This is a genomic window from Gallaecimonas mangrovi, assembly GCF_003367375.1.
Lineage (GTDB): Bacteria > Pseudomonadota > Gammaproteobacteria > Enterobacterales > Gallaecimonadaceae > Gallaecimonas > Gallaecimonas mangrovi.
In genome coordinates this window covers 396,099-417,822 of the sequence record NZ_CP031416.1, presented here as the reverse complement: position 1 = coordinate 417,822, position 21,724 = coordinate 396,099, and the positions used below count along the sequence as shown (strand labels likewise).

The following is a 21,724-nucleotide window of genomic DNA, read 5'->3' as shown; positions in this document are numbered from 1 at the left end:
GTTACTAAAGCCTGCTTCGGCCAAGCTCGGCTCTGCATTACCTTGGTTGCGTCATCTCTAGGAGCAAAGCCATGATCCGCGAGGCACAGCTTTCCGATCATCCAACCATTTTGGCGCTCTGGTCCGAAGTGGCCAACCAGCTTAACCCAACCTTGGTTACCAACGACTGGCAACGCTTTGCGCATTGGCTGCAGCAAAGCCTGCTACCGGCTAGCGAGGTTTACGTGTATGACGTTCGCTCAATACGCGGCTTTGTGGTGCTAAAGAGCGATAAATTATCCGCACTGGCGGTAAGCCCGATGATGCAAAAAACCGGTATTGGCAGGGCGCTGCTCTATTACTGCATTAGCCGTCATCCGGACCTAGAGGTGCAACTGCTGAGCGACGCAGGTGCCGCTACCGGCTTTTTTAAACACTTAGGCTACCACCCGGTAAAAGAAGTGCTTGATAGCGAAAGCGGCGTCAACCAGCTGCTAATGGTGTCAGGCAAGTCGCGCCGTTACTTTAGTTGGTAACCAGGGATGGGTTACTGCGCAGCACAAAACGGCGCAGCACCAAGCACAGTCCAAAGGTAACCACCAGCACTATGAGTGACCCCAACACAATGCCCGGCCACTGGCCGTGGTGCCAAAAAGGGGCCAAATAAGTGCCGCCCAGGCTGGCCCCAAGGTAGTAAAACACCAAATACAATGATGAGGCGCTCGCCTTTGCCTGCTTGGCATTGTGGCTCACCCAGCTCGAGACATTGGCATGGCAGAGGAAAAAGCCAAAGGCGCTGAATAAAAAGCCCAGCATGATAAGGCTAACGCTACTGGCCAGGCTGATAACAGTACCAACCATCATAAAACTGATGCCCATCATCATCACCACCGGCTGACTAAACCGAGCCGCCGCGCGGCCAGACAGGGAAGAGCCAAGGGTGCCGGAAAGATAGGTTAAAAACAGCAGCCCCAAGTAACGGGTAGGCAAGTTGTAAGGGGCGTCAGAAAGCCTGAATGTCAAAAAGCTGTATTGGTTGACGAAGATAAAGAAATTAAGGCCACCAATGGCGTAGCTCACCAGCAACAGCGGATTGGTCAGGTGGCCAGCAAGGTCGCGCACCATTTGTTTGGGGTGCAGCTTTTTCGGCACAAATTGGCGACTGGCTGGCAGCAACCAGGCAAAGATGCCCATCAGCAGTAATGTCAGTACCCCACAAACCGCAAAACCGCTTTGCCAGCCTAGGGTATCGGCCAAAAAGCCGCCCAATAGCCGGCCGCTGATCCCACCCAGGCTGTTGGCACCAATATAAAAGCCCACCGCCGACACCAAAGCTTTACGGCTCATTTCGTCGCCCATATACGCAATGGCTATCGCCGGTAAGCCACCAAGGCAAAAACCTTGTAAGGCACGCAACATGAGCAAGGCTGCGAAGCTATGAACCTGAGACAACAACAAGGTGCACACAACAGCCCCCAGCATGGTAGCGAGCATAATGACCCGGCGACCAAGGGCATCGGAAAGCGGGCCATAAAGCAGCAGGGAGAAACCCATCATCAGGGTGCTCAAGGTAAAACTGTACGAGGCAGTCAGCGGCGAGACGTTGAATTCACGGGCCAATAACGGCAACAGTGGCTGGGTAAAATACAGGTTGGCAAAAATCAGGAAGGAGCCCAGGCTCATGGCCAGGGTCATACGCCAAAAGGCTTTAGTGCCGACCTCTATCATGGTGATACCTCGTATTAACAAGGTTCACATCATAAAGGTCGGCTCCACCATAAATAAAATATATTCACTTTATGGATTTAATAATTAAACCTTATGCGAGTCTAACCAGGCGGCGGCACCGGTTAACGCCGAGTGGGTTTCAATCGCTAAATAAACGGGGATCTCGCTCATGTAATCAGACATGACCCCTTTATTGGTAAAGCCCTTTACAAAGTTACTCTTCAAGAAAAATTCCAAGAAGCGCGGCAGGATACCGCCGCCAAGATAAAGCCCGCCACGCGCACCTTGCGCCAAGGCAATATCCGCCGCCATGCCCCCTAACCACTCACAAAAAAGACTCAGGGTTTCGTAGCAGGTGGGTTCGCCGTCCAGGGCCATTTCGCTGATATCCGCCGAGCTTAATTTCTTGGGCGTCACACCACGTACCTTGGCAACGGCCCGATACAGATTCGGTAACCCTGAGCCAGAAAGCGCCCGCTCTGCCGACACAAAATCTAAGTCTTCAGCTAGGGCATTTAATACCTTACGCTGCATTTCGGTGGCTGCCGACAAGGCAATATGGCCACCTTCACAGGCGATAGCAGACCAGCTGCCATCTTGGCTGGGAATAAGACTTGCCACTCCAAGGCCAGTACCTGGCCCGAGCACGGCGATAGGGGCACTTTCAAGAGGCTTGCCGTCTCGTACCTGCACCAGGGCCTGCGGCGGCAGCAGTGGGATGGAGTTAGCGTAAGCCACGAAGTCATTAATCACTTCTAACTGCACCAGGCCAAGGTTTTCACGAATCGCCTTAATAGAAAAATGCCAGGAAAGGTTAGTAAGGCGCACTTCGTCACCGCCCACAGGGCCGGCAACTGCCAGACAAACGTGCTTGGGAGCATAATCAGCAACGCTTTCTAAATAACAGGCCACCAGTGACTGCATATCGGCAAAGTCGCTGCTGGCATAGCGCTCTTGGTGAACAATATCGAAGCGGCCGTCTGTTTTGCCGGTGACCAGGCCAAAGCGTGCGTTGGTGCCGCCAATGTCAGCGACGACGAAAGAAGATGTCTGCGTAACCATGTACCGTACCGTTATTCATTAACCCATGATGATGCCTGGCCGCCCCGGCCATAAACATCAAAGTCGCCACCCTTTGGGGATGGCCTCATCTAAGCAGCCTGACATTACCTGTCAGGCCTGGGTAAAGCGGCTGGGTCAAACCCAGGATATGGCGATTTGCCACTGGCGCCAGCGGTCAGGCAAGGCGCACTATACAAAATGTAGTGATGACGACTGACCGGTAGCCGATGCTCATGGCACTCTTTTTATGGCTAGGGTACGGTAGTTATTGTATTAACCAGTCAATCGCTTTGCCGCATCAGGGCTCAAAACAACAGGCGGCCTTTCTAAAAGCCGGATCGCCCCGAAGACGACGCAGGGTAGCCTTTATTGGCACCGCTTCCAATCTTTGCTGGCATTTTTTCAGCTCACAGGCGCCAAACTCTGCCCTGAAGGCTGATATTCCCCCTTGAGCGGTTACGGATAAAATGGCCAATAGAGGAGCCTCAGATGGCAGTTAGCGAGCAGATAAAAGCCAAAGCGCTGGTACAACAGCAAAATGAGATCAACGATTTTGCTATCTACACCCTGCTGGCCAGAAATACTGCCGATGTCCATAACGCCAAGCTACTTAGAAAAATCGCTGCCGAGGAAAAAAATCACTACCACTTTTGCCAATCTATTACCGGCAAGGATTGCACGCCTTCCCGTTACTTGGTGATGTTCTATCTGCTGCTTATCAAGCTGTTAGGCTCTACCTTTGCCGCCAAGTACATGGAAAGCCGGGAGATTGACGCTGAAGCGTTCTACCTGGAATTAGAGGCGCAGTACCCACAAGCCCGGCGTATCTACGAGCAGGAAACTCGCCACGAAAACCGCCTTATCAGCATGTTGCACGACAGCAAACTCGATTATGCTGGCGCCATAGTGCTTGGCATGAATGACGCCTTAGTCGAACTAACCGGCACGCTATCGGGCGTGGCGCTGGCCTTCAATAAAACAGCCACCGTTGGCGTTACCGGCCTTATTATGGGTATTGCCGCCAGCCTATCGATGGCAGGCTCTGCCTATTTAGAATCCAAGGAAAGTAACGACACCAACATCAAACCGCGTATCTATGCCCTTAACACCGGTGGCGCCTACGTGGTGACCACACTTTTTCTGGTGATGCCGTTTTTTCTGTTCCACAGCATGTGGCTGGCATTAGCGGTGATGTTCGCCTTCGCAGCGCTGGCGATTTGGCTGTACAGCTTTTACATTTCCGTGGCCAAGGAAGCGCCGTTTCGGTCGCGCTTTGTCAGCATGATCATGCTGACTTTTGGCGTTGCCGTTATTTCCTTTGCCATCGGTTTTGTGGCCAGACGTTTTATTGGTATTGATATATGAACAGGCGCTGGTCACCGCGCCATAAAAACATCGCGTTCGTTGTTACCCATCCTTTTTCGTTACGCTGACTTTTCGCTGGAACACACCATGGATGCCAAGGCCCTTCGTCAATACCTACTGACCCAACCTGAAGCCATAGAAAGCTTTCCTTTTGGCCCCGACGCCGCGGTTTACAAGGTGCGTGGCAAAATGTTTGCGTTAACCGGACATTTTTATGGTGCCGATGCGGTAAACCTGAAATGTGACCCCCATGAAGCCATGGCGCTGCGCGATATTTTTAGCAGTGTAAAAGCGGCTTACCACATGAATAAACTGCACTGGAATACGGTGCTGTTAGATAGCTCGATACCCGAGGGCGAAATACGGCGGATGGTGGACAATTCCTTTGCCCTGGTGGTGAGAGGTCTTCGCAAGAAAGAGCGCGACGCCTTTAAGGCCAAATACGCTATTGGTGAATAAAAAGCCGGGCTAAAGCCCGGCTTTTTGCTTTAGAAGTTGATGTTCGTTTTCAGCGCAAGAACCCACGCATTGGGGTTTTCGCTGTAACCACCAGGATTGTGGATGTACTGAATTTCAGGACGTGCCATAAACCATTTGGTGATTTGGAAGTGGTAAGAGGTAGCAAACACAGTTTCTGAGTCTTGTACCGGTACGTAGATACCACCTTGAGCAGCAGCCAGCGCACGCTCGCCATCAGACAGGCGATCAGAAACATGCAGGTACTCTACCGCCATGCTCCAAAGATCGGTTGGCCGAGAAGCGAACGGACCTTTGTAAGACACACCCAGGTTCATCGCATGGTCAACAGTAGTGACATCACGGTCGTTAATGGTGATGAAAGAGAAGATGCTAAAGCCACGGCTTGGGTCACCAGCAACAGACGTTACTTGCTGGTCAACGCTGAAGTAACCACCACCTTTACTGCTGTGTTTTTCAGCAACACCGCCATCAACGGTCAAAGGTTGGCCGTCTTGGTTGTAATAAAGGTCGTCACCGCCAACGTTGTCATGCCAGTAGCCCAGCTTCCAAGTACCCGGCAGGCCATTCAATTTCGGCGTCCAACCCAACTCAACCGGAGTGGTGATACCTTCGGTGCCTTTGGGGTTACCAAAATTCATACCCTGGCCGTTTTCCAGCCAGCTTGGGTTCATTTGGTAAACACCGCCTTTGATGTACCAGTCATCGTTCAGGTTGTACTGTACGACACCGGCCCATTGGCTAATGGGGTAGTTGTAAAGCGTGGAGTTGTAGTTACCCGGCTGGGAACCACAAAAGCCCAAGTAGGCAAAATTACACTGGAAGTCGCCAAAGTAAGAACCGAAGTTCAAACGGCCCAGTTTGATATCCAGAGCGCCGTCCAGCAACTTCTGATCGTAGAAGAACTCGGCGATGCGGGTAACACGGCCACGGCCATGCAATTCCATTGACTGCATCAGCTCGCCAATACCGGCTCTGTCATTCAGGGTTTCGGCGTTACCGCCGCGGTTAGCCAAGGTAAAGTGGAAGCTACCGCCGGTCAGGCCCAGCAGTTTGTCCAAGTCGAATTTGAAACCCAATACGGTTTGGTCGGCGTAACCATAAGCTTTTTTGTCACCACCGCTGAGGTTGTGACCGAACTCACCCGTATAGTTGAGGTCTACATCGATACCTTCGTTATGCAGTTTGCTGCGGTAGCCCCCAAGGTCACCAAACATATGTTCATCTGCATTGAAGTCATCGGCATGTGCTGCTACTAAGCTGCTGCTGATTAGCCACAGTGCTGAGGCTGCGGCAAGAGTTTTTTTACAGTTCATTGGTTTGCTTCTTATCCAAGGGGAAAAAAACTTTCCCTGAAGTTTAGGGCAAAAATAAAAGCGTAATCATAAATACTGGCTGTAACCTTGCGGGCACAGTCAGTAATCTACTGACGAGCGCGTTTTACCATAGCTGAAACGTAAAGCACGCTAGTATTTACACTGAGCGGTCATATGGGCACAGTTGGCGGCGTATTTTGGACCATTTGTCGCAAGCTGTCTCGTAACAAATTATCAAGGCAACCGTAATAAAACAGATGGATACCAAGGCATTACGCTACTTCTATGAGGTGGCTAAGTTACAGAGCTTTACCTTGGCAGCCCAGCATCTGGGCGTTGCACAGCCAGCTGTCAGCATGGCCGTGAAGAAATTAGAGGCCGAATTACACCTCAGTCTTTTCCATCGCCAGGACCGAAAAGTCACCCTGACCGATGAGGGCAAAAGACTTTTTCCCCACGCCGAAAAGATTTTAAAAGCCCTTAATGATGCCGAACGCGAAATGGAAGAACTGCAAGGTCTTGCCACCGGCGAAGTGCGGGTAGGCATCCCTTCTATGTTGGGTTCTTATTATTTCCCCCCGATCTTGATGGCCTTTCGCCATCGCCACCCCAACCTTAACTTGTCGGTGATTGAGGCCGGTACCTGGCAGCTGCGGCAAATGCTGGAGGCGGGGGAATTGGACCTGGCGGTGATAGTGTCAGAATTTTTGCCACCCGAATTGGAAGCGCGCATTTTCACCACCGAAGAAATGCGCGTTACGGTTGCCAAGGATCATCCTTTCGCTAAATTGACTGCCGTGGACCCCGAAGCCTTTTTTCAACAAGAGCTGGTGATGTTCCAAGAGGGGTATTTTCATCGCAAGATTGTCGACCGACTGGCCAAAGAAGCCGGTTGCACCCCCAACATTGTTTTCCAAACCAACCTCGTCCCTTTAATCAAATCCATCGTTAAGCAAGGCTTTGGCATTACAACCCTATTAAAACTTGCCGTGGAAAGTGACCCCGATTTGGTGTCACTCTCGTTTAGCGATCCGGTTTGGCTGCAATTGTCCATTGCCTGGCGCCGAGACAGTTATTTATCTCGGGCTAACCAAGCATTTGTGCATTTTTTGATGGATGCTTCATAAAAAGTATTGTTTGGTCGTTATAAAAGAAGGTATTTTACTTACATAGATATACATCTATCCCGTCCTTTTCTTCCGCGTAAATAAACACCTCATACCTTTTAATACAATTTTGCCTGTTGGCCTGTGGCATAACGGAATGATCGAAAATTATGCGAGATCCGTTAGGCAGGCAGATGCGTAGATGACCGGATAATCTTAAGGAGCCTTTATGCTTATCCTTCATCATCTCGAACTCTCTCGCTCTCATCGGATCCTTTGGCTGTTGGAAATATTGGGTGTGCCCTATCAGGTACAGACCTATAAACGGGATCCTAAAACCTTGCTGGCACCCGCGACGCTCAAGGAAATACACCCTTTGGGCAAGTCACCAGTGCTACAGGACGGCGACAACGTTATTGCCGAGTCAGGGGCCATTATTGAGTACCTTGTTGACCGTTACAGCGATGGGCAACTTCGCCCCACTGAAGGTCAGGCGTTATTGGAATACCGTTATTGGCTCCATTACGCAGAAGGCTCCTTAATGCCGCTGTTGGTTATGAAGCTGGTATTTAGCCGCATACCCAAAAGCCCGATGCCAATATTTATTAAGCCTATTGCCAATAAGTTAATGGCGAAGGTGCAAAAAGCGTTTCTGGCACCGCAGTTAAAAACGCACATGGACTATATTGAAAATCACTTGGCTGACCGCCAATGGTTTGCGGGGGAGTTTAGTGCAGCAGATATTCAAATGAGTTTTCCGCTGGAAGCGGCAAGCAACAGATTGGATCTCAAGCACTATCCAAATATTGCCGCGTTCATCGAACGTTGTCGAAAACTCGAGCAATATCAAAACGCAGAGAAAAAAGGTGGCCCAGTTGTTTTAGAGGCCAATTAAGGATGAAAACAGAGAACCAGCAGGAGCTGAACCATGGCAGTGACTTCTTTAAGCGCTTCAACATCTGAACTGTCTTTTACCACTGAGCAGCGCGCCGTAAATGAAATGAGTTCTGATAACCGACTACAAGACACCTTGTTCTTGCAGTCGGTGTTACACCAGCTTCGTGACGCTAACCAGCCACTGAAAAAACGCTACCAGTTGATGAATTGGGTGCGCCGCTTAAAAACGCCAACTCAGCCCTAAGCTCCATTCTCTGCCCGGCAGGGGCTCGACATATCGGCCAGCACTTTGGTTGACAACAACAGCCCCTGCTAACTTCTCATCGGCCAGGTTTTCCACTTTTGCCCACAGATTGACTGCGCCAAAACCGCCTTGCCAGCCCAGATCCCACTGATTACCGCCCGGCACATAGACACTGTTGTCGCTGGTAGCGGCAGTGCGGCTACGATGATGCCAGCTGAGATCTAACGATTGGTTTTCCCAGAAGAACCAAGACAGTTGTTGGGTCATATCCAGTTTTGCCACACCCGGAATACGCTCGCCGCTATCAAACTCGGCGTTAAGCCATGTGCCGCTGACACGGTATTGCCAGTCGGCAAAGCGGCGAACCAGCTGCCCTTCCAAACCTTGGCGCTGGCTGTCATCGCCGTTTTCATACACAGTACGGCCGTTGGCACTTTCGGCAACCACCAATTCATCGCTGCTATCGACTAAAAAGCCGGTTACCGTCGCCTGCCATGGGCCTAGATTGGTCGATACACCTAACTCGGCCTGACGATGATGACTGGCCTTGAGATCTTTATTAAAGCCGCCACCGCCAACTGAATATGCCATTTCGGTTAAGGTTGGCGTTTCAAACCCTTCTCCCAAACTGGCAAACGCCGTCCAGCCTGGCGCAATGGCACGGCGATAACCCAGCGCCCATGCCAACTCGTTAAAATAGCCACCGCCGCTGTCATCAACGCCGTAGTGGTCATCCACGCTAAATCGGCTGTGGCTATAACGTACCCCGGCGGTTATTCCCATCACATCGGCAATGGCGTAGGCGTCGGTCGCGCGAATATGGCCAACTTCATTACGGCGTAGGGTGCCCTTTGAGCCGTAGTCGTTATCAAACCCTTTGCGGTTATCACGTTGGCCACGGTATTCACTGCCTAAAGTCCAGTTAACCCCTTGCCAATTTGGGGTCCACTCCACCCGCGCGCCTTGGTTTTCCCTATCAAGATCAACAATACCGCCAGAGCCAGTATCGCCAACGTAGGTCAGGTATTGCAGCACCTTGCGATCGCCGCTCCAGCCAGACAAATGCCAGTCACCGTGCTGATAGCTGGCACCGGTCATTTGGTCACGCACACTTTTATGGGCATCAAAGGTTTCTGCCGCACTGCTGCCGGCGTTGGGGTCGGTTTGCCATTGCGACAGCGTCTCTGACTGCGGGTCATCCAAGCGCGGTTCTGTGCTGCGCTGGGTAAAGGCGGTAAAGCCCCCCACGCCACCGGCCAAGCGCCATTGGTTACGACTGGCATCACTATGGGGGCGAAAGCCATCCATTTTCAGGCGCTGACCACTTAGACTCAGCCAGCGGTCTTGCTGGCGGTAATTGGCGGTTGCTGAAAGCCGCTGGCGGCCATATTCGCCGGTCATGGCACTCACCTGGCCACCGCTAGCGTCAGGGGTTTTGGTGGTCAGTTGCAACACGCCACCGGCGGCATTGCCATAAAGCGCCGCCAAAGGGCCTTTGATTAATAAGGCATTATCGATGCTGTTAACCTGCACCTGCGATAACTGGCCCTGACCATCGGCACTGGAAAGGGGAATGCCATCTTGCTCGATACGAAGGCTACGTACCCCAAAAGCAGAGGTTGCGCCAAAACCCCGCACCACTAAACGGGTGTCTTGGGCCATATTCACTCGTGGGTCGACCTGCAAGCCAGGCAAGCCTTTAAGCCAGTCACCGTTATCCAGCAAAGGGCCCGCTTTCGGTGTGGTGACCGACGCAGAAGGCAAGGTTTGCCCCAAACGGTGGCCTGTTACTTCAATGACATCGGTATTGTCTGCAGCCTGAGTATCATCCACTGCTGCTAAAGCCGTTCCTTGGCCACTGAGGCTGGCCATCACAATCCATTCAATTGGCGTCATTTGTCATCCAATATTATAAATTGGCGCAACTATAAAGAAATTAAGCCTCTTTTTCTCGTAAAAAAACGACATAACGTTGTGCAATAAAGCTAACAGCGGCAATGATCACCTCAGCTAGCGGCTTACCAATAAAGGGCGACAAATCCAAGCCATAGAAGGCTTTGGTTAACCCATACCCCAAGGCCACTAGGCACAACGCCAAGGCACTGTAGCGGCTGGCTTCTTTCCAAAGATTACCCTTGCTACCAAACACCCAAAGCCGATTACAGCTGAAGTTAAAGATGGCACTACAGACCCTGGCCACCACCATGGCACTTAAGATCTCGCCACTGACCATGTACAACAGTGCGAACAGCAGATAATCGAGGCCTGCAGATGCCAACCCAACCCCGGTAAAACGCAGGAAACGGCTGTAAATGCGCAGGGAATCGGTGAGTGGCCGAAAGTGGCTGCTGGGGTTGCCAGACTCATAAACCGTGGTAATGGGCATTTGCCCGATGCTGATGCCGTTATCTTTTGCCGCCAACAACATGTCTAGCTCGAATTCGTAACCATTGGGCTTACAGGCCAGCAAGGCTGAAAAATAACGCCGCGGAATGGCACGCAAGCCGGTTTGGGTATCCACCAAATGTTGGCCGGTGGCCATGGCAAACACTTTTTCGGTGAGTTTATTGCCTAAGCGCGAACGCAGCGGCACCTTTTCACCGTCAAAGTGGCGAACGCCCATCCACAGTTTATTGGGGTAGGCTTGCAAACGGCGGGCAAGTGCCAGAATGTCTTTGGGTAAATGCTGGCCATCAGCATCAGCAGTAACCGCCCCTGGGCAATCACTACCGGCGTAATCGGCAACCCACGCCATAGCGGTTTTAAGAGCGGCACCTTTGCCTTGATTTCGGCTATGGTGCAGCACTGTCACGCCGGATATTTCGCTAAGGGCGTCAAACAAGGGCTTGAGATGGGTGGTGGAACCATCATCCACCACCAACACAGGAAACTGCGGCCCCTGGCCGCGTAATTGCATCACCAGCTTGTAAAGCGTTTCATCGGGCTGATAGGCAGGAATAATAATGACGGGCTTTCCCGTACCAATTTGATTCACGGGGTCCTCCTTGTGTCCGGCTAGTGCGGAATCGGCTGCCGCAGTAACAACCTTGGCAATAACCCCCTGTACAAAAACTGAAAGTTGTTATTTAGTAAAAACTTTGTTCAGTTTTCTGTCAGTTGCTGGCCGCTGGCACCAGGCGAATTAAGCGGCCATCACTGGCATCGGTTAACAGGTAAAGATAACCATCTGGGCCCTGTTTCACATCGCGAATACGTTGGCCAATTTGCACCATCAGCATCCGTTTTTCAGCAACCACCTTATCGCCGTCCAGTTCCAGCCGTACCAGTTGCATGAATTTCAACGAGCCAACAAAGAGGTTGCCCTTCCAGGCGGGAAATTTATCACCGCTATAAAAAGCCATACCTGATGGCGCTATAGAGGGCACCCACACCTTCACCGGTTCTTCCATGCCGGGCTTTGAGCTGCCTTCGCCGATTTTGCCGCCACCGTATTCCTCGCCATAAGTCACAACCGGCCAGCCATAATTACGCCCTGGCTGGTCAATGTTCACTTCGTCGCCGCCTTGAGGACCATGTTCGCTGGTCCAAAGCTGTTCTGTCATCGGGTTAATGGCCGCACCTTGTACATTGCGATGACCATAGGACCAGATCTCCGGGCGAGCGCCCTTTTTGCCAACAAAGGGGTTGTCATTGGGAATGCTGCCGTCTGGCAAAATACGCACTACCTTACCCAGGTCGTTATCCAGCGTTTGTGCCTGTTGGCGGGCGCTGTAACGTTCACCAGGGGTAATAAAGAGGCTGTTATCAGGCGCAAAAACCAAGCGAGAGCCAAAGTGCGCGTTAGAGCGGTATTTTGGCTGTTGGCGGAAAATCACCTTCAGGTCAACAAGGTGGTTAGCGACCAATCTCGCTCTGGCAACCGCCGTTGAATTGCTACCGGCTTTATCGCCAGGTTCTGCATAGGAAAAGTAAATCCAGCCTTGGTGGTAGGCCACATCCAACAAACCACCCTGGCCACCTACTGCAATTTTCGGCAAGCCAGTCAGCGCTTGGCGCTTTTTGCCATCGGCGCTCATTAACAATAACTGGCCGCTGCGCTCGGTTACTAATATCTGACCATCGGGCATAAAAGCCAGCCCCCAGGGATGGTCAAGGTTTGATGCCAGCGTTTGTAGCACCACTTCGGCTTTGTCGGTGGTGGCGGCGCTGGCTAGCAGCGGCAGTATTAGCAGTAAGGCGCACATCCAACTTTTCATTATCCATCTCCTTGGCAACAGGTGGCATAGAGCGCAATCGCGTCACAGCAGTTGGCCTGCTGCAAATAGCCAAGTATGGTGTCAATCGATACTCAGTGCTTAGACGTCGTCATGATCAGCGAAAGTGATTTCAGCCCCGCTATTGGTTTGGGTAACTGCCATGCCCAGACCATTTTCCCGACATTAAAGCGTTCCAAACCTTGGATTACCTGCCAGTGCGAATGGCTGGCAACCCCGGATGGAGATGAACTGGCTTTGCTTACGCCAAAACCTTTAAGCGACGATGCCTGTCGGCCTTTGGTTATGGTGTTGCATGGTTTGGAAGGCTCGGTGAATTCACCCTATGTGCAAGGGTTGATGGCAGAGCTGATAAAGGCCGATATGCAAGTGGCGGTAATGCATTTTCGTGGCTGTGGCGGTGTTCCCAATAAACTGCCACGGGCATACCACAGTGGTGAAAGTGGCGACCCACGCTGGCTAGCGGCCGAGCTTAAACGCCGTTACCCCAATACACCGCTGATGGCGGTTGGCTATTCCCTAGGTGGCAATGTGCTGCTCAAATGGCTAGGTGAAGACGCACAAAGCAGCCCGTTAAAAGCGGCAGTAGCGGTTTCGCCGCCGATGGACTTATTGGCGTCTAGCCGCCACATTAGCCGTGGCCTATCCAAGGTTTATCAGCGGCATTTATTAAATAGCCTGCGCCAAAGCCTTGAACGTAAGGCGCAAAACCCGGCGCTTGCCCAAGCTATGCCAAATGTTGCCAACAAGGCGCTGTTTAAAGACTTTGCGACCTTTGACCATGCCTTTACAGCGCCACTGCATGGCTTTAAAAGTGGGCGGGATTATTACCAGAAGGCATCGTCTAAACCGCTGCTGGCAAGCATTACGCAGCCAACATTGATCATCCACGCGCTAGACGACCCCTTCATCAGCCCCGAGGCAATACCGGCAGACCATGAACTGAGTTCCAGTGTCACTTTGGAGTTAAGTCGCCACGGCGGGCACGTGGGCTTTATTGCAGGGAGTCTTTGGCGGCCACGCTACTGGCTAGAAAGCCGCATACCGGCCTTCCTTGGCCAGTTCCGCGATTAAGCCGTTAATTACGCAGCGCCGCCGTGGCTTTCATCACCGCTTCGGTAAGCGACTGTAACGGGCTGGCGTCCAGGCGACGGTAATGCCAGTAAAGCCGCACCTTGATGCGATCTTTGGGCGTTAGCTCCACCACCCGGCCACTATCGATAGCTTCTTGTGCTTGCCACACGGGCACCAGCGTCCACGCCAGGCCTTTAATCGCCGCATCTACAAAACTTTGCGCGGCTGGCATGGTATGCACCGCAAAGTCGCCGTCTTTTAACTGCCAGGGATTCAAAAATTGCAGCAGCAAGTTGTCGTGATGGCCATAAACCATGGCAGTGGCCGCTTTAAAAGCCTCGGTGGTAGGGCCTTCGGGGAAATATTCGGCAGCATATTCTGGGCTGGCAATGGCGGTATAAGGCATGGCACCCAAGAAGTTGGCATTACAGCCTTGTACCGGCTGGCCAAAGGCGCTGACCGCTGCCAGTACCTCGCCATCTTTTAATTTCTCGTGGGTAATGTCTTGGTCCATGACCAGAAGATCCACCAACAGCTGCTCTTTTACTTCGGCCATCGCATCTAAAAACCAGGTGGCTAGGCTGTCAGCATTCAGGGCAATACGAATACGCGGCCGCTCGTCGTTTAGCTGCGGCAACCTTGCTGCCAACTCGGCCGACAACAACTGCAACTCTTGGTAATGGCGGTATAACACCTGCCCGAGTTCGGTAAGGCGAATAGGCTGACTGCGCACCACAACCGGCCCGCCAAGGCGTTCTTCCAAGGCGCGAATACGAAGAGAAATGGACCCTTGTGTCAGGTTGAGCCAACGGGCGGCCTGTTCAAAGGAGCCTTGTTCAACCACCGCGGCCAGCGCGGCGAGGTGTTTGGGATCTAGCTGCATAATTTTAATTAATAGATTATTGGATAATATTTCTTTTTATAATAACGAAAGCGCACTAGCCTGACATCCAGAATATTTTTTAGGCAAAAGCGCATGTTTATTCTTATCTTCGCCAAGGGATTGTTCACTGCCTCAGGCCTTATTTTGGCCATTGGCGCCCAAAACGCTTTTGTTTTAACTCAGGGCTTAAAAAGAGAACACCATTGGCTAGTAGCCTCGGTCTGTACCTTTTTTGACCTGCTGTTTATTGGCCTTGGGGTAGTAGGGCTGGCGACCTTCTTGGCCAGCATGCCAACCCTGATAAGGGCGCTTCAATACCTTGGCAGCCTGTATCTTTTTTATCTTGCTTGGCAAGCCGCCCGGCGCGTTGGCCAATTGCATGGCCTTAATGCACTGCCGCAAAAACGGCTATCTCGAAAACAAGCCCTAGTGGCAGCATTAGCCGTAACCTTGGCTAACCCACAGGTGTTTTTGGAAACGGCTTTTATTATGGGTACTCTGGCGGGCCAAGAGCAGCAAGGGAAATGGGCCTTCGCACTGGGCGCCATGACTACATCGGTGCTGTGGTTCTTTGGCTTAAGCTTGCTGGCAAGCCGCCTGGCGCCGGTATTATCAAAGCCCCGCGCCTGGCAGATAATCGACGGTTTCACCGCACTGTTAATGACCTTTCTGGCGGTACTATTGCTGCTATCCCCCGCCACTTAACCGGCGGCGGCCAACCTTAGTGTTACTGCCAGGTTGGCACAGGGCACTTTCTTGCTAAACTGGAGGGCCTGGCTGAACTGAGGAACCACCATGATAGTGCCCTGGCAGGCTTTGGAAGCCGATACTCTTGAGAGCATCATCGAGCATTTTGTGCTGCGCGAGGGTACGGATTATGGTGACCAGGAAGTGCCCTTGGCCGAAAAGGTGGCTCAGGTAAAGGCTCAGCTAGCCAGTGGCGAAGCGGTGTTGCTCTGGTCTGAGCATCATGAAACCCTGAACATTGTCTCCAAGGACCAGGTTCCCCATGTCTAAGCGTCATCCCGTTATTGCTGTTACCGGTTCCAGTGGTGCAGGCACCACCACCACAAGTCTGGCTTTTCAACATATCTTTGCCGCCGAAGGCGTTAACGCTGCCTTTGTTAATGGTGACGCCTTTCACCGTTACACCCGCCAAGAAATGCAAGCTGCGGTCCGAAAAGCCCGCGATGAAGGCCGCCACATCAGCCATTTTGGCGAAGAATCGAACGATTTAGAAAAGCTAGAAAAGCTGTTTGGGCAATACGGCAAGCAAGGCTCGGGTGAAACCCGCAAGTATCTGCATACCTTTGATGAAGCCGTACCTCATAACCAATTACCGGGCACTTTTACCCCTTGGCACCCGCTGCCGGATAATACCGATTTAATGTTTTATGAAGGGCTGCATGGTGGTGTTAAAACCGACCACGTTGATGTCGCCCAGCATGTGGATTTACTGGTGGGCATGGTGCCCATTGTCAACTTGGAGTGGATCCAAAAAATCATTCGCGACACCGAAGAGCGTGGCCACAGCCGTGATAAGGTGCGCGAATCTATCGTTCGTTCCATGGACGACTACTTTAACTTCATCACCCCACAATTCTCCCGCACCCACATTAACTTTCAGCGGGTACCGATGGTAGATACCTCCAACCCCTTTTCGGCCAAAGCCATTCCTACAGCCGATGAAACCTTGGTAGTGGTACGGTTTCGTAATATGCCGCAGGTGGACTTTCCTTATCTGCTGCAAATGATCCACGGCTCCTTTATTTCCCGCATGAATACGCTAGTGGTACCGGGCGGTAAAATGGGCTTGGCCATGGAACTGATTTTGCGCCCCATTGTGCGCAAACTGCTGGAACAGCGTTATGCATGAAGAATGGATAGTCGAGGTAGACGACCGCGACCAACCGCTGGCGCGGGTGTTACGAAAAGACTTCGCCTTTGGCGAAAAGATTCACCGCACCACCTTTATCTATGTGCTTAACGATCAGAACGAGCTGTGCGTACAAACTCGCTCCCTGGCTAAGCGTTACTGCCCAGGTCTTCGCGACTTGGCAGCCGGTGGTGTTGTTGACTGGCAAGAATCTTATCTCGACTGCGCCAAGCGTGAACTGGCAGAAGAACTCGGTCTTGAAGGCCCACTAAAGTTGCTGGGTAAGTTTTTGCATAAAAGCGAAGGCAATTATAGCTTTGGCGTTGCATACGGCTGCCGCCACAACGGCCCGGTACAGCCACAAGATAACGAGGTTACCAGCTTTGAATGGCTGCCGCTAAACCAGGTGCTTAGCAGCCAAGGCCCGGCTTTTACCCCCGACAGCCTTGATGGCTTTCGTCGTTTTCAAGGATTCTTGCCCTACCTATGAACTGGCTTATCAAACACCAACAGCAGCTCAGCGTTGCCGAGCTTTATGCCATTTTGGCGCTGCGCACCAATGTTTTTGTGGTTGAGCAAAACTGCCCTTATCCAGAAGTAGACGGCCAGGACTTAGTGGGTGATACCTACCATCTTATGGCTTGGGAAGACGGCAAACTGCTGGCTTACCTGCGCATTCTCGACCCGGCCTTAAATAATGGCCGAGTGATCATAGGCCGAGTGGTTACCGAAGCCTCGGCCCGCAACCGCAAGCTAGGCCACGGCCTGATGGAAACCGCGCTCACTTATATCGGCAAGTATTTTCCTGACTACCCCATCAAGCTCGGCGCACAAGCACACCTGCAAGGTTTTTATGGCCGCTATGGTTTTGTGGCTGCTGGTGAGGAGTATCTAGAGGATGGGATACCGCATATTGATATGGTTAAGGAGATAAACTAATGAATTTTAGCCAAAGGATGGGCTTAATAAATATCAGTGACATTATCCAAACTGAAAGCATGAATGAAGCTCTTAGAATATCAATTTGGAACACTTTGGATACAATGCTATTCAGAAGGAGCAGTTTTAAAACAAGTTTTTATGGTGAACCATCAGGATTGCATTTTTTTAGCCGTAAATTATGGAACCATCATTTTAAAAAAAGAGTTGACTCAATTCCTGAAAATCCTGATGAAATTATAAGGATGATCGATAAATACTTTTTCACATGTAAATGGAATGAAGTGTATGACTTTGTAGAGTTTATCATAAAAAATGAAAAAGAACCTCGATTATCGGCTTCATTAAACATTGTCTTAGAAAGAGAATTATCAGGTTATCGAATAATTGATAATTTAATTGTACCTGTAAGTGATAATTTTGAAATAGAAGAGATTCAAAAATCAATAGAAACTGGTCCATTCGAAGGTGCACAGAAGCATATACGTCAGGCAATACAGCACTTGGCAAATAAAGAAGCTCCAGACTACCGGAACTCAATAAAAGAATCCATTTCGGCTGTTGAAAGTATTGCCAAAGAGTTGACAGGTCAAAAAAAAGCAACTTTAGGTCAGGTTCTAAACACGTTGGAGAAGGAGTACGGATTACACAGTTCTCTGAAGTCAGGGTTTGCTGCACTTTATGGTTATACTTCTGATGCAGGTGGCATACGACACGCAATGCTTTCTGAGCCTTCCCTTGATATGAACGATGCGAAGTACTTCCTCGTCACATGTTCATCTTTTATCAACTTCCTGAAAGCAAAATACGCAAAAATCTCATGAATTTATAATATTTCGCTAAATAGCTGTGCAGAATAGTAGATCACCTTGGCACTCTTTAAAGGCCCTGTTTTCGTAGGCTGAAGCAGCATAGGGTGGTTCACAATTAGGAACAGTTATTTAGAAAGAGCTTGCTGGCGTGCCTTCAGCACAGCTTTTTATATGCCGGTTCCCGCACCGGCGGGCGGGGTACTTTGTTTTACTCAAGCCATCCTTGGCCTTCGCCCTTCGGGCCATCGTCGCGGTGCGCCGATGTTCAAAATCGTTCCTGACGATTTTGTCGCACAAAGTACCCAAAAGCACCGCCCATGTTCCGCGACGTCTTCGCTTCTAGTCGTTCCCGGTTCACCGGTTCATACGCGCTCCCAGCACGTATGAACCTGCCTCGACTTCCTTGTCTCGGCTGCCCCTCCACTTCCGCCAGCGAAGCGCTCCACTTAACGGGCTCCGGGGTCTCACCATCTGGATATGAAGTATCTGGACGATTGCTGCTTCGTTGAATCAATGCCAAAAACCCGCAACCAATAAATAATCTCCCCTGAAAGTACATTTGCCTATTAGCAGACGGCTTCCCTGTCCCGATCTAAGAACGAAGCATGTTAGCCAGCAGCTAAGTGGGATTTGGAGATGCTGCTCTTGGGGTCCCTTTTAGTGACAAAAACGTCAGGAACGTTTTTGAATATTGGAGCCCTACGACAATAACCCGAAGGGCGAGTGTCATGGACGACGCGAGTAACCACCTTATTGGCGGGAGCGGTCAGCGGCAAGCGACCAGAAGTAAGGACACCGCGTAACGCCGGGGGTCCTTCTTTGCCTCGGCGGCCTCGCTTACTTTCTTGGACACAAAATCATCGGGAGTGATTTTGAACATCGGAGCACAGCGACGATGGCCCAGAGGGCGGCGGGCGAGGATGGCCGCCGTAACCAGAAAGTAAGTCGCCCGCCGGGGCGAGTCCCGGCATTTAGAGGGATATCCGGGCTGGGCATTTTCAGCACCATAAACAGCAGCGCGCCGAACATGGCCAGTGGCACCGAGCCCAGCTCGATGTCGCGGAAGGAATAAAACTGCACCGCCAGCACCAAACCGAACCACAGGCGTTTTCTCAACATCCAATGCCCCCCCAAGCAATTCAATGCACCTGGCATGTTGCCAAAGTCGAACAGCGCCACGGGTAAAGCCTTGAACAGCAAAAAACGCCCCAATGGGCGCTTTTATCTCACAGTGATCAGCAAGTTAGTGGCTGGATTCATACTCTGCTTCATGTTCCGCCAATTGAATCACTTCGCGCATCGTAAAGTCGCTGCGCCCGGCAAAGAGCGCGCGGCCAAGTTGCCGCCGACAGCTCTCCCAAGTATGTAGTGACTCACCGGTCACTTGCAGGAAGTCTTCCTTATCGCAGAACAAGGCATAAGCGAGGTAGCGATGATTGGGTAATTTGCCCAACGACTTTTTTAGCGCCCAATCTACTTGCGCCGGTGTGTAACTGGGAAGAGAGGAGAACTGCTTAACCAGCAGCTGTGGTGTAGCCCGCAGCAAACGGCGGGCCCGCATGGACTGAAATACATCCCTTAGCATAATGACATCCTTGTTAAAGCCCTATTTGCGGCCGGGGCCAGCAAAGAACCAAATGATGAGCCCAACCACAGGCAACACCAAGATCAGTAACACCCAAAGCAACTTCTCAATGGGTTGGGCACCGCTTTTAAGCACCTGCACTATCGCAAAAATATCGGCGATAAGAATAATAAGCCCGATGATCCCTTTCATTAGCGCTCCTTAGGTTGGCCTGCCTCTTTAGTCTAGATCAGACTCAGGCATTGGCTAGTGCAAGGAACCTGTTGTTTATAAAGCGATAAGTCTTAAAGCACCGCGCTATCATCGTGCCCTAACGAAATACGGCCCTAAAAAGTCACAGAAAACTGATTTAATAAAAACAAAAGCAAAACAATTGAATTAATTTATGCACATAAAAAACTGTTTTCGTTAATTTAAAAGCAGTGCCTTGGCTAGGATCTGGTTTTAACAGCGTTAAAAGACAACACCCATCATTTGTAGTACAAATAAAAACCTCATACTAGTAGCTGATATTAGACAGCGTTAATAAAGCTGATTTTTGTGCAGAAAACGCACGCGTTCTCGTCGACGACTCACCCACACCTCTGCCATCCCTCCCGGATAACACAATAAAAAATAACATACTGATAAATATTTATTTGGTTTTTTATTTAGTCTATTAAATATAAAAAATAAAAATTAAAACGTAAATTTAAAAATAAAATAACAAAATTGATGCAATTGTCATTTTTAATATGGATTGCAGGCCTTGTTATAGATGATATATATTCAAGAAAATCGTTATAAAAACTAAATAAAGATGGGCGCTGTTAAATCTTCGCCTCACCCTTAATAAAACAACCTTTCTGGTTGTTTTTTATTCAATGCATACAGCAGAGATATAGGAATAAAAGCCTTATGTCTAAGTGGACCTCTACACAACGCCATGTAGCGTTGGCAACTTTTTCTAGTTGGACCCTCGATGCCTTCGATTTTTTTATCTTGGTATTCGTCTTAAGCGATCTGGCTAATAACTTCCATGCATCTGTTACCGACGTATCTTTGTCGATCATGTTGACCCTGGCAGTCAGGCCGATTGGCGCACTGATCTTCGGCCGCTTGGCAGAGAAATATGGCCGCCGCCCGGTACTGATGGCCAACATTGTGTTGTTTTCTATTTTTGAACTGCTCACTGCCTGGTCGCCATCTCTGGAAGCCTTTATGGTGCTGCGGGTCATCTATGGTGTTGCCATGGGCGGTATCTGGGGCGTAGCCTCAGCGCTGGCGATGGAATCGGTGCCGGAACGTTCGCGCGGCTTTATGTCAGGGATATTCCAGGCCGGTTACCCTGCGGGTTACTTGCTTGCCTCCATCATCTTCGGTGTCGCTTACAGCTTCGTTGGCTGGCGTGGCATGTTTGTGATTGGCGCGCTGCCTATTCTGTTGCTGCCTTACATCTACTTCAAAGTACCTGAATCCCCTGCTTGGCTTGCCGCCCAAACCCGCAATGAAAAAGTGGCACTGTGGCCCATCATCAAACAGCACTGGAAAGTGTGCGTGTTTATGGTGCTGCTGATGACCTGCTTTAACTTTTTTAGCCACGGCACCCAGGACATGTACCCCACTTTCCTGAAAGTGCAGCATCAATTTGATGCCCACACCGTTAGCATTATCGCCATCTGCTATAACATTGCCGCTATTCTCGGCGGGATAATCTTCGGCTCACTGTCCGAGAAAATTGGCCGCAAAAAAGCCATTATGTTAGCCGCCATTCTGGCGCTGCCGGTACTGCCGCTTTGGGCATTCTCAAGCGGTTCGATGATGATTGGTGTTGGCGCCTTCTTGATGCAGTTCATGGTGCAAGGGGCTTGGGGCGTGATCCCGTCTTACCTTAACGAGCTGGTTCCTGCCGGCGTTCGGGCCATATTGCCAAGCTTTGTTTACCAAACCGGTAACCTGCTGGCGTCGGTAAACGGACCACTGCAATCGGATATTGCTGCCCACCATGGTGGCAACTATGGCTTGGCCATGGCGCTGGTGGCAGGTACTGTTGCCGTACTTATCGCCATATTGGTGAATTTCGGTAAAGAAACCCGCGGCATGCATATGACCGCTGATAAATAAGGTGTTATTACCGATAAAAAAGCCCCGCAGTCGCGGGGCTTTT

The 21,724-nt window shown here is 50.8% G+C and carries 24 protein-coding genes; 14 read left to right on the top strand and 10 right to left on the bottom strand.

Annotation, left to right across the window (positions count from 1 at the left end):
- Positions 1-71: 71 nt before the first annotated feature.
- Positions 72-515 carry a GNAT family N-acetyltransferase gene (locus tag DW350_RS01985; protein WP_115717244.1) on the top strand — a complete coding sequence of 148 codons (444 nt, stop codon included), beginning with the start codon at positions 72-74 and terminating at the stop codon, positions 513-515.
- On the opposite strand, the gene DW350_RS01980 is transcribed toward DW350_RS01985, so the two are convergent.
- The gene (locus DW350_RS01980) at positions 505-1,707 is read right to left on the bottom strand and encodes an MFS transporter (RefSeq protein WP_115717243.1); all 1,203 of its coding nucleotides are present in this window, start codon (positions 1,705-1,707) and stop codon (positions 505-507) included. The genes DW350_RS01985 and DW350_RS01980 overlap by 11 nt on opposite strands.
- A gap of 84 nt (positions 1,708-1,791) precedes the next feature.
- Positions 1,792-2,769 carry a glucokinase gene (gene glk, locus DW350_RS01975; protein ID WP_115717242.1) on the bottom strand — a complete coding sequence of 326 codons (978 nt, stop codon included), beginning with the start codon at positions 2,767-2,769 and terminating at the stop codon, positions 1,792-1,794.
- Between the two features lie 489 nt (positions 2,770-3,258).
- Here glk and DW350_RS01965 point away from each other — a divergent pair, with 489 nt between their 5' ends.
- Positions 3,259-4,134: a VIT1/CCC1 transporter family protein gene (locus tag DW350_RS01965; protein WP_115717240.1), complete on the top strand. Its 876-nt coding sequence runs from the start codon at positions 3,259-3,261 to the stop codon at positions 4,132-4,134.
- Positions 4,135-4,221: 87 nt separating this feature from the next.
- Positions 4,222-4,593, top strand: coding sequence for an MmcQ/YjbR family DNA-binding protein (locus DW350_RS01960; protein WP_115717239.1), 372 nt, complete (start codon positions 4,222-4,224; stop codon positions 4,591-4,593).
- A gap of 29 nt (positions 4,594-4,622) precedes the next feature.
- Here the strand turns inward: DW350_RS01960 and DW350_RS01955 are convergent, their stop codons facing one another.
- Positions 4,623-5,927: a carbohydrate porin gene (locus DW350_RS01955; RefSeq protein ID WP_115717238.1), complete on the bottom strand. Its 1,305-nt coding sequence runs from the start codon at positions 5,925-5,927 to the stop codon at positions 4,623-4,625.
- 257 nt (positions 5,928-6,184) lie between these two features.
- Between DW350_RS01955 and DW350_RS01950 the strand changes: the two genes are divergently transcribed.
- From DW350_RS01950 to DW350_RS01940, 3 genes are all read left to right on the top strand, one after another.
- Entirely contained in the window at positions 6,185-7,054 is an 870-nt protein-coding gene (locus DW350_RS01950) for a LysR family transcriptional regulator (RefSeq protein WP_115717237.1), read from the top strand.
- A gap of 208 nt (positions 7,055-7,262) precedes the next feature.
- Entirely contained in the window at positions 7,263-7,928 is a 666-nt protein-coding gene (locus tag DW350_RS01945; RefSeq protein WP_115717236.1) for a glutathione S-transferase, read from the top strand.
- A 33-nt stretch (positions 7,929-7,961) separates the two neighbouring features.
- Positions 7,962-8,174 carry a hypothetical protein gene (locus tag DW350_RS01940; protein WP_115717235.1) on the top strand — a complete coding sequence of 71 codons (213 nt, stop codon included), beginning with the start codon at positions 7,962-7,964 and terminating at the stop codon, positions 8,172-8,174.
- Here DW350_RS01940 and DW350_RS01935 read toward each other — a convergent pair.
- The 3 genes from DW350_RS01935 to DW350_RS01925 form a co-directional block, all read right to left on the bottom strand.
- Complete coding sequence (locus DW350_RS01935) at positions 8,151-10,070, bottom strand: TonB-dependent receptor domain-containing protein (protein ID WP_115717234.1); 1,920 nt, start codon at positions 10,068-10,070, stop codon at positions 8,151-8,153. The two genes, DW350_RS01940 and DW350_RS01935, sit on opposite strands and share 24 nt — an antisense overlap.
- A 40-nt stretch (positions 10,071-10,110) precedes the next feature.
- Positions 10,111-11,169 carry a bifunctional glycosyltransferase family 2/GtrA family protein gene (locus tag DW350_RS01930; RefSeq protein WP_226911369.1) on the bottom strand — a complete coding sequence of 353 codons (1,059 nt, stop codon included), beginning with the start codon at positions 11,167-11,169 and terminating at the stop codon, positions 10,111-10,113.
- 118 nt (positions 11,170-11,287) lie between these two features.
- The gene (locus DW350_RS01925) at positions 11,288-12,391 is read right to left on the bottom strand and encodes a PQQ-dependent sugar dehydrogenase (RefSeq protein ID WP_115717233.1); all 1,104 of its coding nucleotides are present in this window, start codon (positions 12,389-12,391) and stop codon (positions 11,288-11,290) included.
- A gap of 111 nt (positions 12,392-12,502) precedes the next feature.
- On the opposite strand from DW350_RS01925, the gene DW350_RS01920 reads away from it, so the two are divergent.
- Complete coding sequence (locus DW350_RS01920) at positions 12,503-13,483, top strand: hydrolase (protein ID WP_115717232.1); 981 nt, start codon at positions 12,503-12,505, stop codon at positions 13,481-13,483.
- Positions 13,484-13,487: 4 nt separating this feature from the next.
- Here DW350_RS01920 and DW350_RS01915 read toward each other — a convergent pair whose 3' ends face one another.
- On the bottom strand, positions 13,488-14,366 hold the full coding sequence (locus DW350_RS01915; protein ID WP_115717231.1) for a LysR family transcriptional regulator ArgP: 879 nt from the start codon (positions 14,364-14,366) through the stop codon (positions 13,488-13,490).
- A 93-nt stretch (positions 14,367-14,459) separates the two neighbouring features.
- On the opposite strand from DW350_RS01915, the gene DW350_RS01910 reads away from it, so the two are divergent.
- The 6 genes from DW350_RS01910 (at position 14,460) to DW350_RS01885 (ending at position 18,005) form a co-directional block, all read left to right on the top strand.
- Positions 14,460-15,071, top strand: a complete 612-nt coding sequence (locus tag DW350_RS01910; RefSeq protein WP_115717230.1) for a LysE/ArgO family amino acid transporter — start codon at positions 14,460-14,462, stop codon at positions 15,069-15,071.
- Between the two features lie 90 nt (positions 15,072-15,161).
- Positions 15,162-15,383: a YheU family protein gene (locus DW350_RS01905; protein ID WP_115717229.1), complete on the top strand. Its 222-nt coding sequence runs from the start codon at positions 15,162-15,164 to the stop codon at positions 15,381-15,383.
- Positions 15,376-16,242 carry a phosphoribulokinase gene (locus tag DW350_RS01900; protein ID WP_115717228.1) on the top strand — a complete coding sequence of 289 codons (867 nt, stop codon included), beginning with the start codon at positions 15,376-15,378 and terminating at the stop codon, positions 16,240-16,242. The genes DW350_RS01905 and DW350_RS01900 overlap by 8 nt, the downstream gene beginning before the upstream one ends.
- Positions 16,235-16,732, top strand: coding sequence for an NUDIX domain-containing protein (locus tag DW350_RS01895; protein ID WP_115717227.1), 498 nt, complete (start codon positions 16,235-16,237; stop codon positions 16,730-16,732). Before DW350_RS01900 ends, DW350_RS01895 begins: the two co-directional genes overlap by 8 nt.
- Positions 16,729-17,181 (top strand): GNAT family N-acetyltransferase, encoded by a 453-nt coding sequence (locus DW350_RS01890; RefSeq protein ID WP_115717226.1) that lies wholly within the window; start codon positions 16,729-16,731, stop codon positions 17,179-17,181. Before DW350_RS01895 ends, DW350_RS01890 begins: the two co-directional genes overlap by 4 nt.
- The gene (locus tag DW350_RS01885; protein WP_115717225.1) at positions 17,181-18,005 is read left to right on the top strand and encodes an AbiJ-NTD4 domain-containing protein; all 825 of its coding nucleotides are present in this window, start codon (positions 17,181-17,183) and stop codon (positions 18,003-18,005) included. The genes DW350_RS01890 and DW350_RS01885 overlap by 1 nt, the downstream gene beginning before the upstream one ends.
- An 825-nt stretch (positions 18,006-18,830) precedes the next feature.
- Here DW350_RS01885 and DW350_RS01880 read toward each other — a convergent pair.
- From DW350_RS01880 to DW350_RS01870, 3 genes are all read right to left on the bottom strand, one after another.
- Entirely contained in the window at positions 18,831-19,172 is a 342-nt protein-coding gene (locus tag DW350_RS01880) for a hypothetical protein (protein ID WP_115717224.1), read from the bottom strand.
- Positions 19,173-19,236: 64 nt separating this feature from the next.
- The gene (locus DW350_RS01875; RefSeq protein WP_115717223.1) at positions 19,237-19,578 is read right to left on the bottom strand and encodes a DUF6559 family protein; all 342 of its coding nucleotides are present in this window, start codon (positions 19,576-19,578) and stop codon (positions 19,237-19,239) included.
- A 21-nt stretch (positions 19,579-19,599) separates the two neighbouring features.
- Positions 19,600-19,770: a PLDc N-terminal domain-containing protein gene (locus DW350_RS01870; RefSeq protein ID WP_115717222.1), complete on the bottom strand. Its 171-nt coding sequence runs from the start codon at positions 19,768-19,770 to the stop codon at positions 19,600-19,602.
- A 705-nt stretch (positions 19,771-20,475) separates the two neighbouring features.
- Between DW350_RS01870 and DW350_RS01865 the strand changes: the two genes are divergently transcribed.
- Positions 20,476-21,681, top strand: a complete 1,206-nt coding sequence (locus DW350_RS01865; RefSeq protein ID WP_115717221.1) for an MFS transporter — start codon at positions 20,476-20,478, stop codon at positions 21,679-21,681.
- The last annotated feature ends 43 nt before the right edge of the window (positions 21,682-21,724 follow it).

Coding starts and splice junctions, on each gene's coding strand:
- DW350_RS01875 (WP_115717223.1), bottom strand. CDS start 19,578: ATGCTAAGGGATGTATTTCAGTCCATGCGGGCCCGCCGTTTGCTGCGG.
- glk (WP_115717242.1), bottom strand. CDS start 2,769: ATGGTTACGCAGACATCTTCTTTCGTCGTCGCTGACATTGGCGGCACC.
- DW350_RS01890 (WP_115717226.1), top strand. CDS start 16,729: ATGAACTGGCTTATCAAACACCAACAGCAGCTCAGCGTTGCCGAGCTT.
- DW350_RS01940 (WP_115717235.1), top strand. CDS start 7,962: ATGGCAGTGACTTCTTTAAGCGCTTCAACATCTGAACTGTCTTTTACC.
- DW350_RS01895 (WP_115717227.1), top strand. CDS start 16,235: ATGCATGAAGAATGGATAGTCGAGGTAGACGACCGCGACCAACCGCTG.
- DW350_RS01945 (WP_115717236.1), top strand. CDS start 7,263: ATGCTTATCCTTCATCATCTCGAACTCTCTCGCTCTCATCGGATCCTT.
- DW350_RS01905 (WP_115717229.1), top strand. CDS start 15,162: ATGATAGTGCCCTGGCAGGCTTTGGAAGCCGATACTCTTGAGAGCATC.
- DW350_RS01980 (WP_115717243.1), bottom strand. CDS start 1,707: ATGATAGAGGTCGGCACTAAAGCCTTTTGGCGTATGACCCTGGCCATG.
- DW350_RS01910 (WP_115717230.1), top strand. CDS start 14,460: ATGTTTATTCTTATCTTCGCCAAGGGATTGTTCACTGCCTCAGGCCTT.
- DW350_RS01955 (WP_115717238.1), bottom strand. CDS start 5,927: ATGAACTGTAAAAAAACTCTTGCCGCAGCCTCAGCACTGTGGCTAATC.
- DW350_RS01900 (WP_115717228.1), top strand. CDS start 15,376: ATGTCTAAGCGTCATCCCGTTATTGCTGTTACCGGTTCCAGTGGTGCA.
- DW350_RS01950 (WP_115717237.1), top strand. CDS start 6,185: ATGGATACCAAGGCATTACGCTACTTCTATGAGGTGGCTAAGTTACAG.
- DW350_RS01885 (WP_115717225.1), top strand. CDS start 17,181: ATGAATTTTAGCCAAAGGATGGGCTTAATAAATATCAGTGACATTATC.
- DW350_RS01965 (WP_115717240.1), top strand. CDS start 3,259: ATGGCAGTTAGCGAGCAGATAAAAGCCAAAGCGCTGGTACAACAGCAA.
- DW350_RS01920 (WP_115717232.1), top strand. CDS start 12,503: ATGATCAGCGAAAGTGATTTCAGCCCCGCTATTGGTTTGGGTAACTGC.
- DW350_RS01935 (WP_115717234.1), bottom strand. CDS start 10,070: ATGACGCCAATTGAATGGATTGTGATGGCCAGCCTCAGTGGCCAAGGA.
- DW350_RS01960 (WP_115717239.1), top strand. CDS start 4,222: ATGGATGCCAAGGCCCTTCGTCAATACCTACTGACCCAACCTGAAGCC.
- DW350_RS01925 (WP_115717233.1), bottom strand. CDS start 12,391: ATGAAAAGTTGGATGTGCGCCTTACTGCTAATACTGCCGCTGCTAGCC.
- DW350_RS01985 (WP_115717244.1), top strand. CDS start 72: ATGATCCGCGAGGCACAGCTTTCCGATCATCCAACCATTTTGGCGCTC.
- DW350_RS01870 (WP_115717222.1), bottom strand. CDS start 19,770: ATGAAAGGGATCATCGGGCTTATTATTCTTATCGCCGATATTTTTGCG.
- DW350_RS01915 (WP_115717231.1), bottom strand. CDS start 14,366: ATGCAGCTAGATCCCAAACACCTCGCCGCGCTGGCCGCGGTGGTTGAA.
- DW350_RS01865 (WP_115717221.1), top strand. CDS start 20,476: ATGTCTAAGTGGACCTCTACACAACGCCATGTAGCGTTGGCAACTTTT.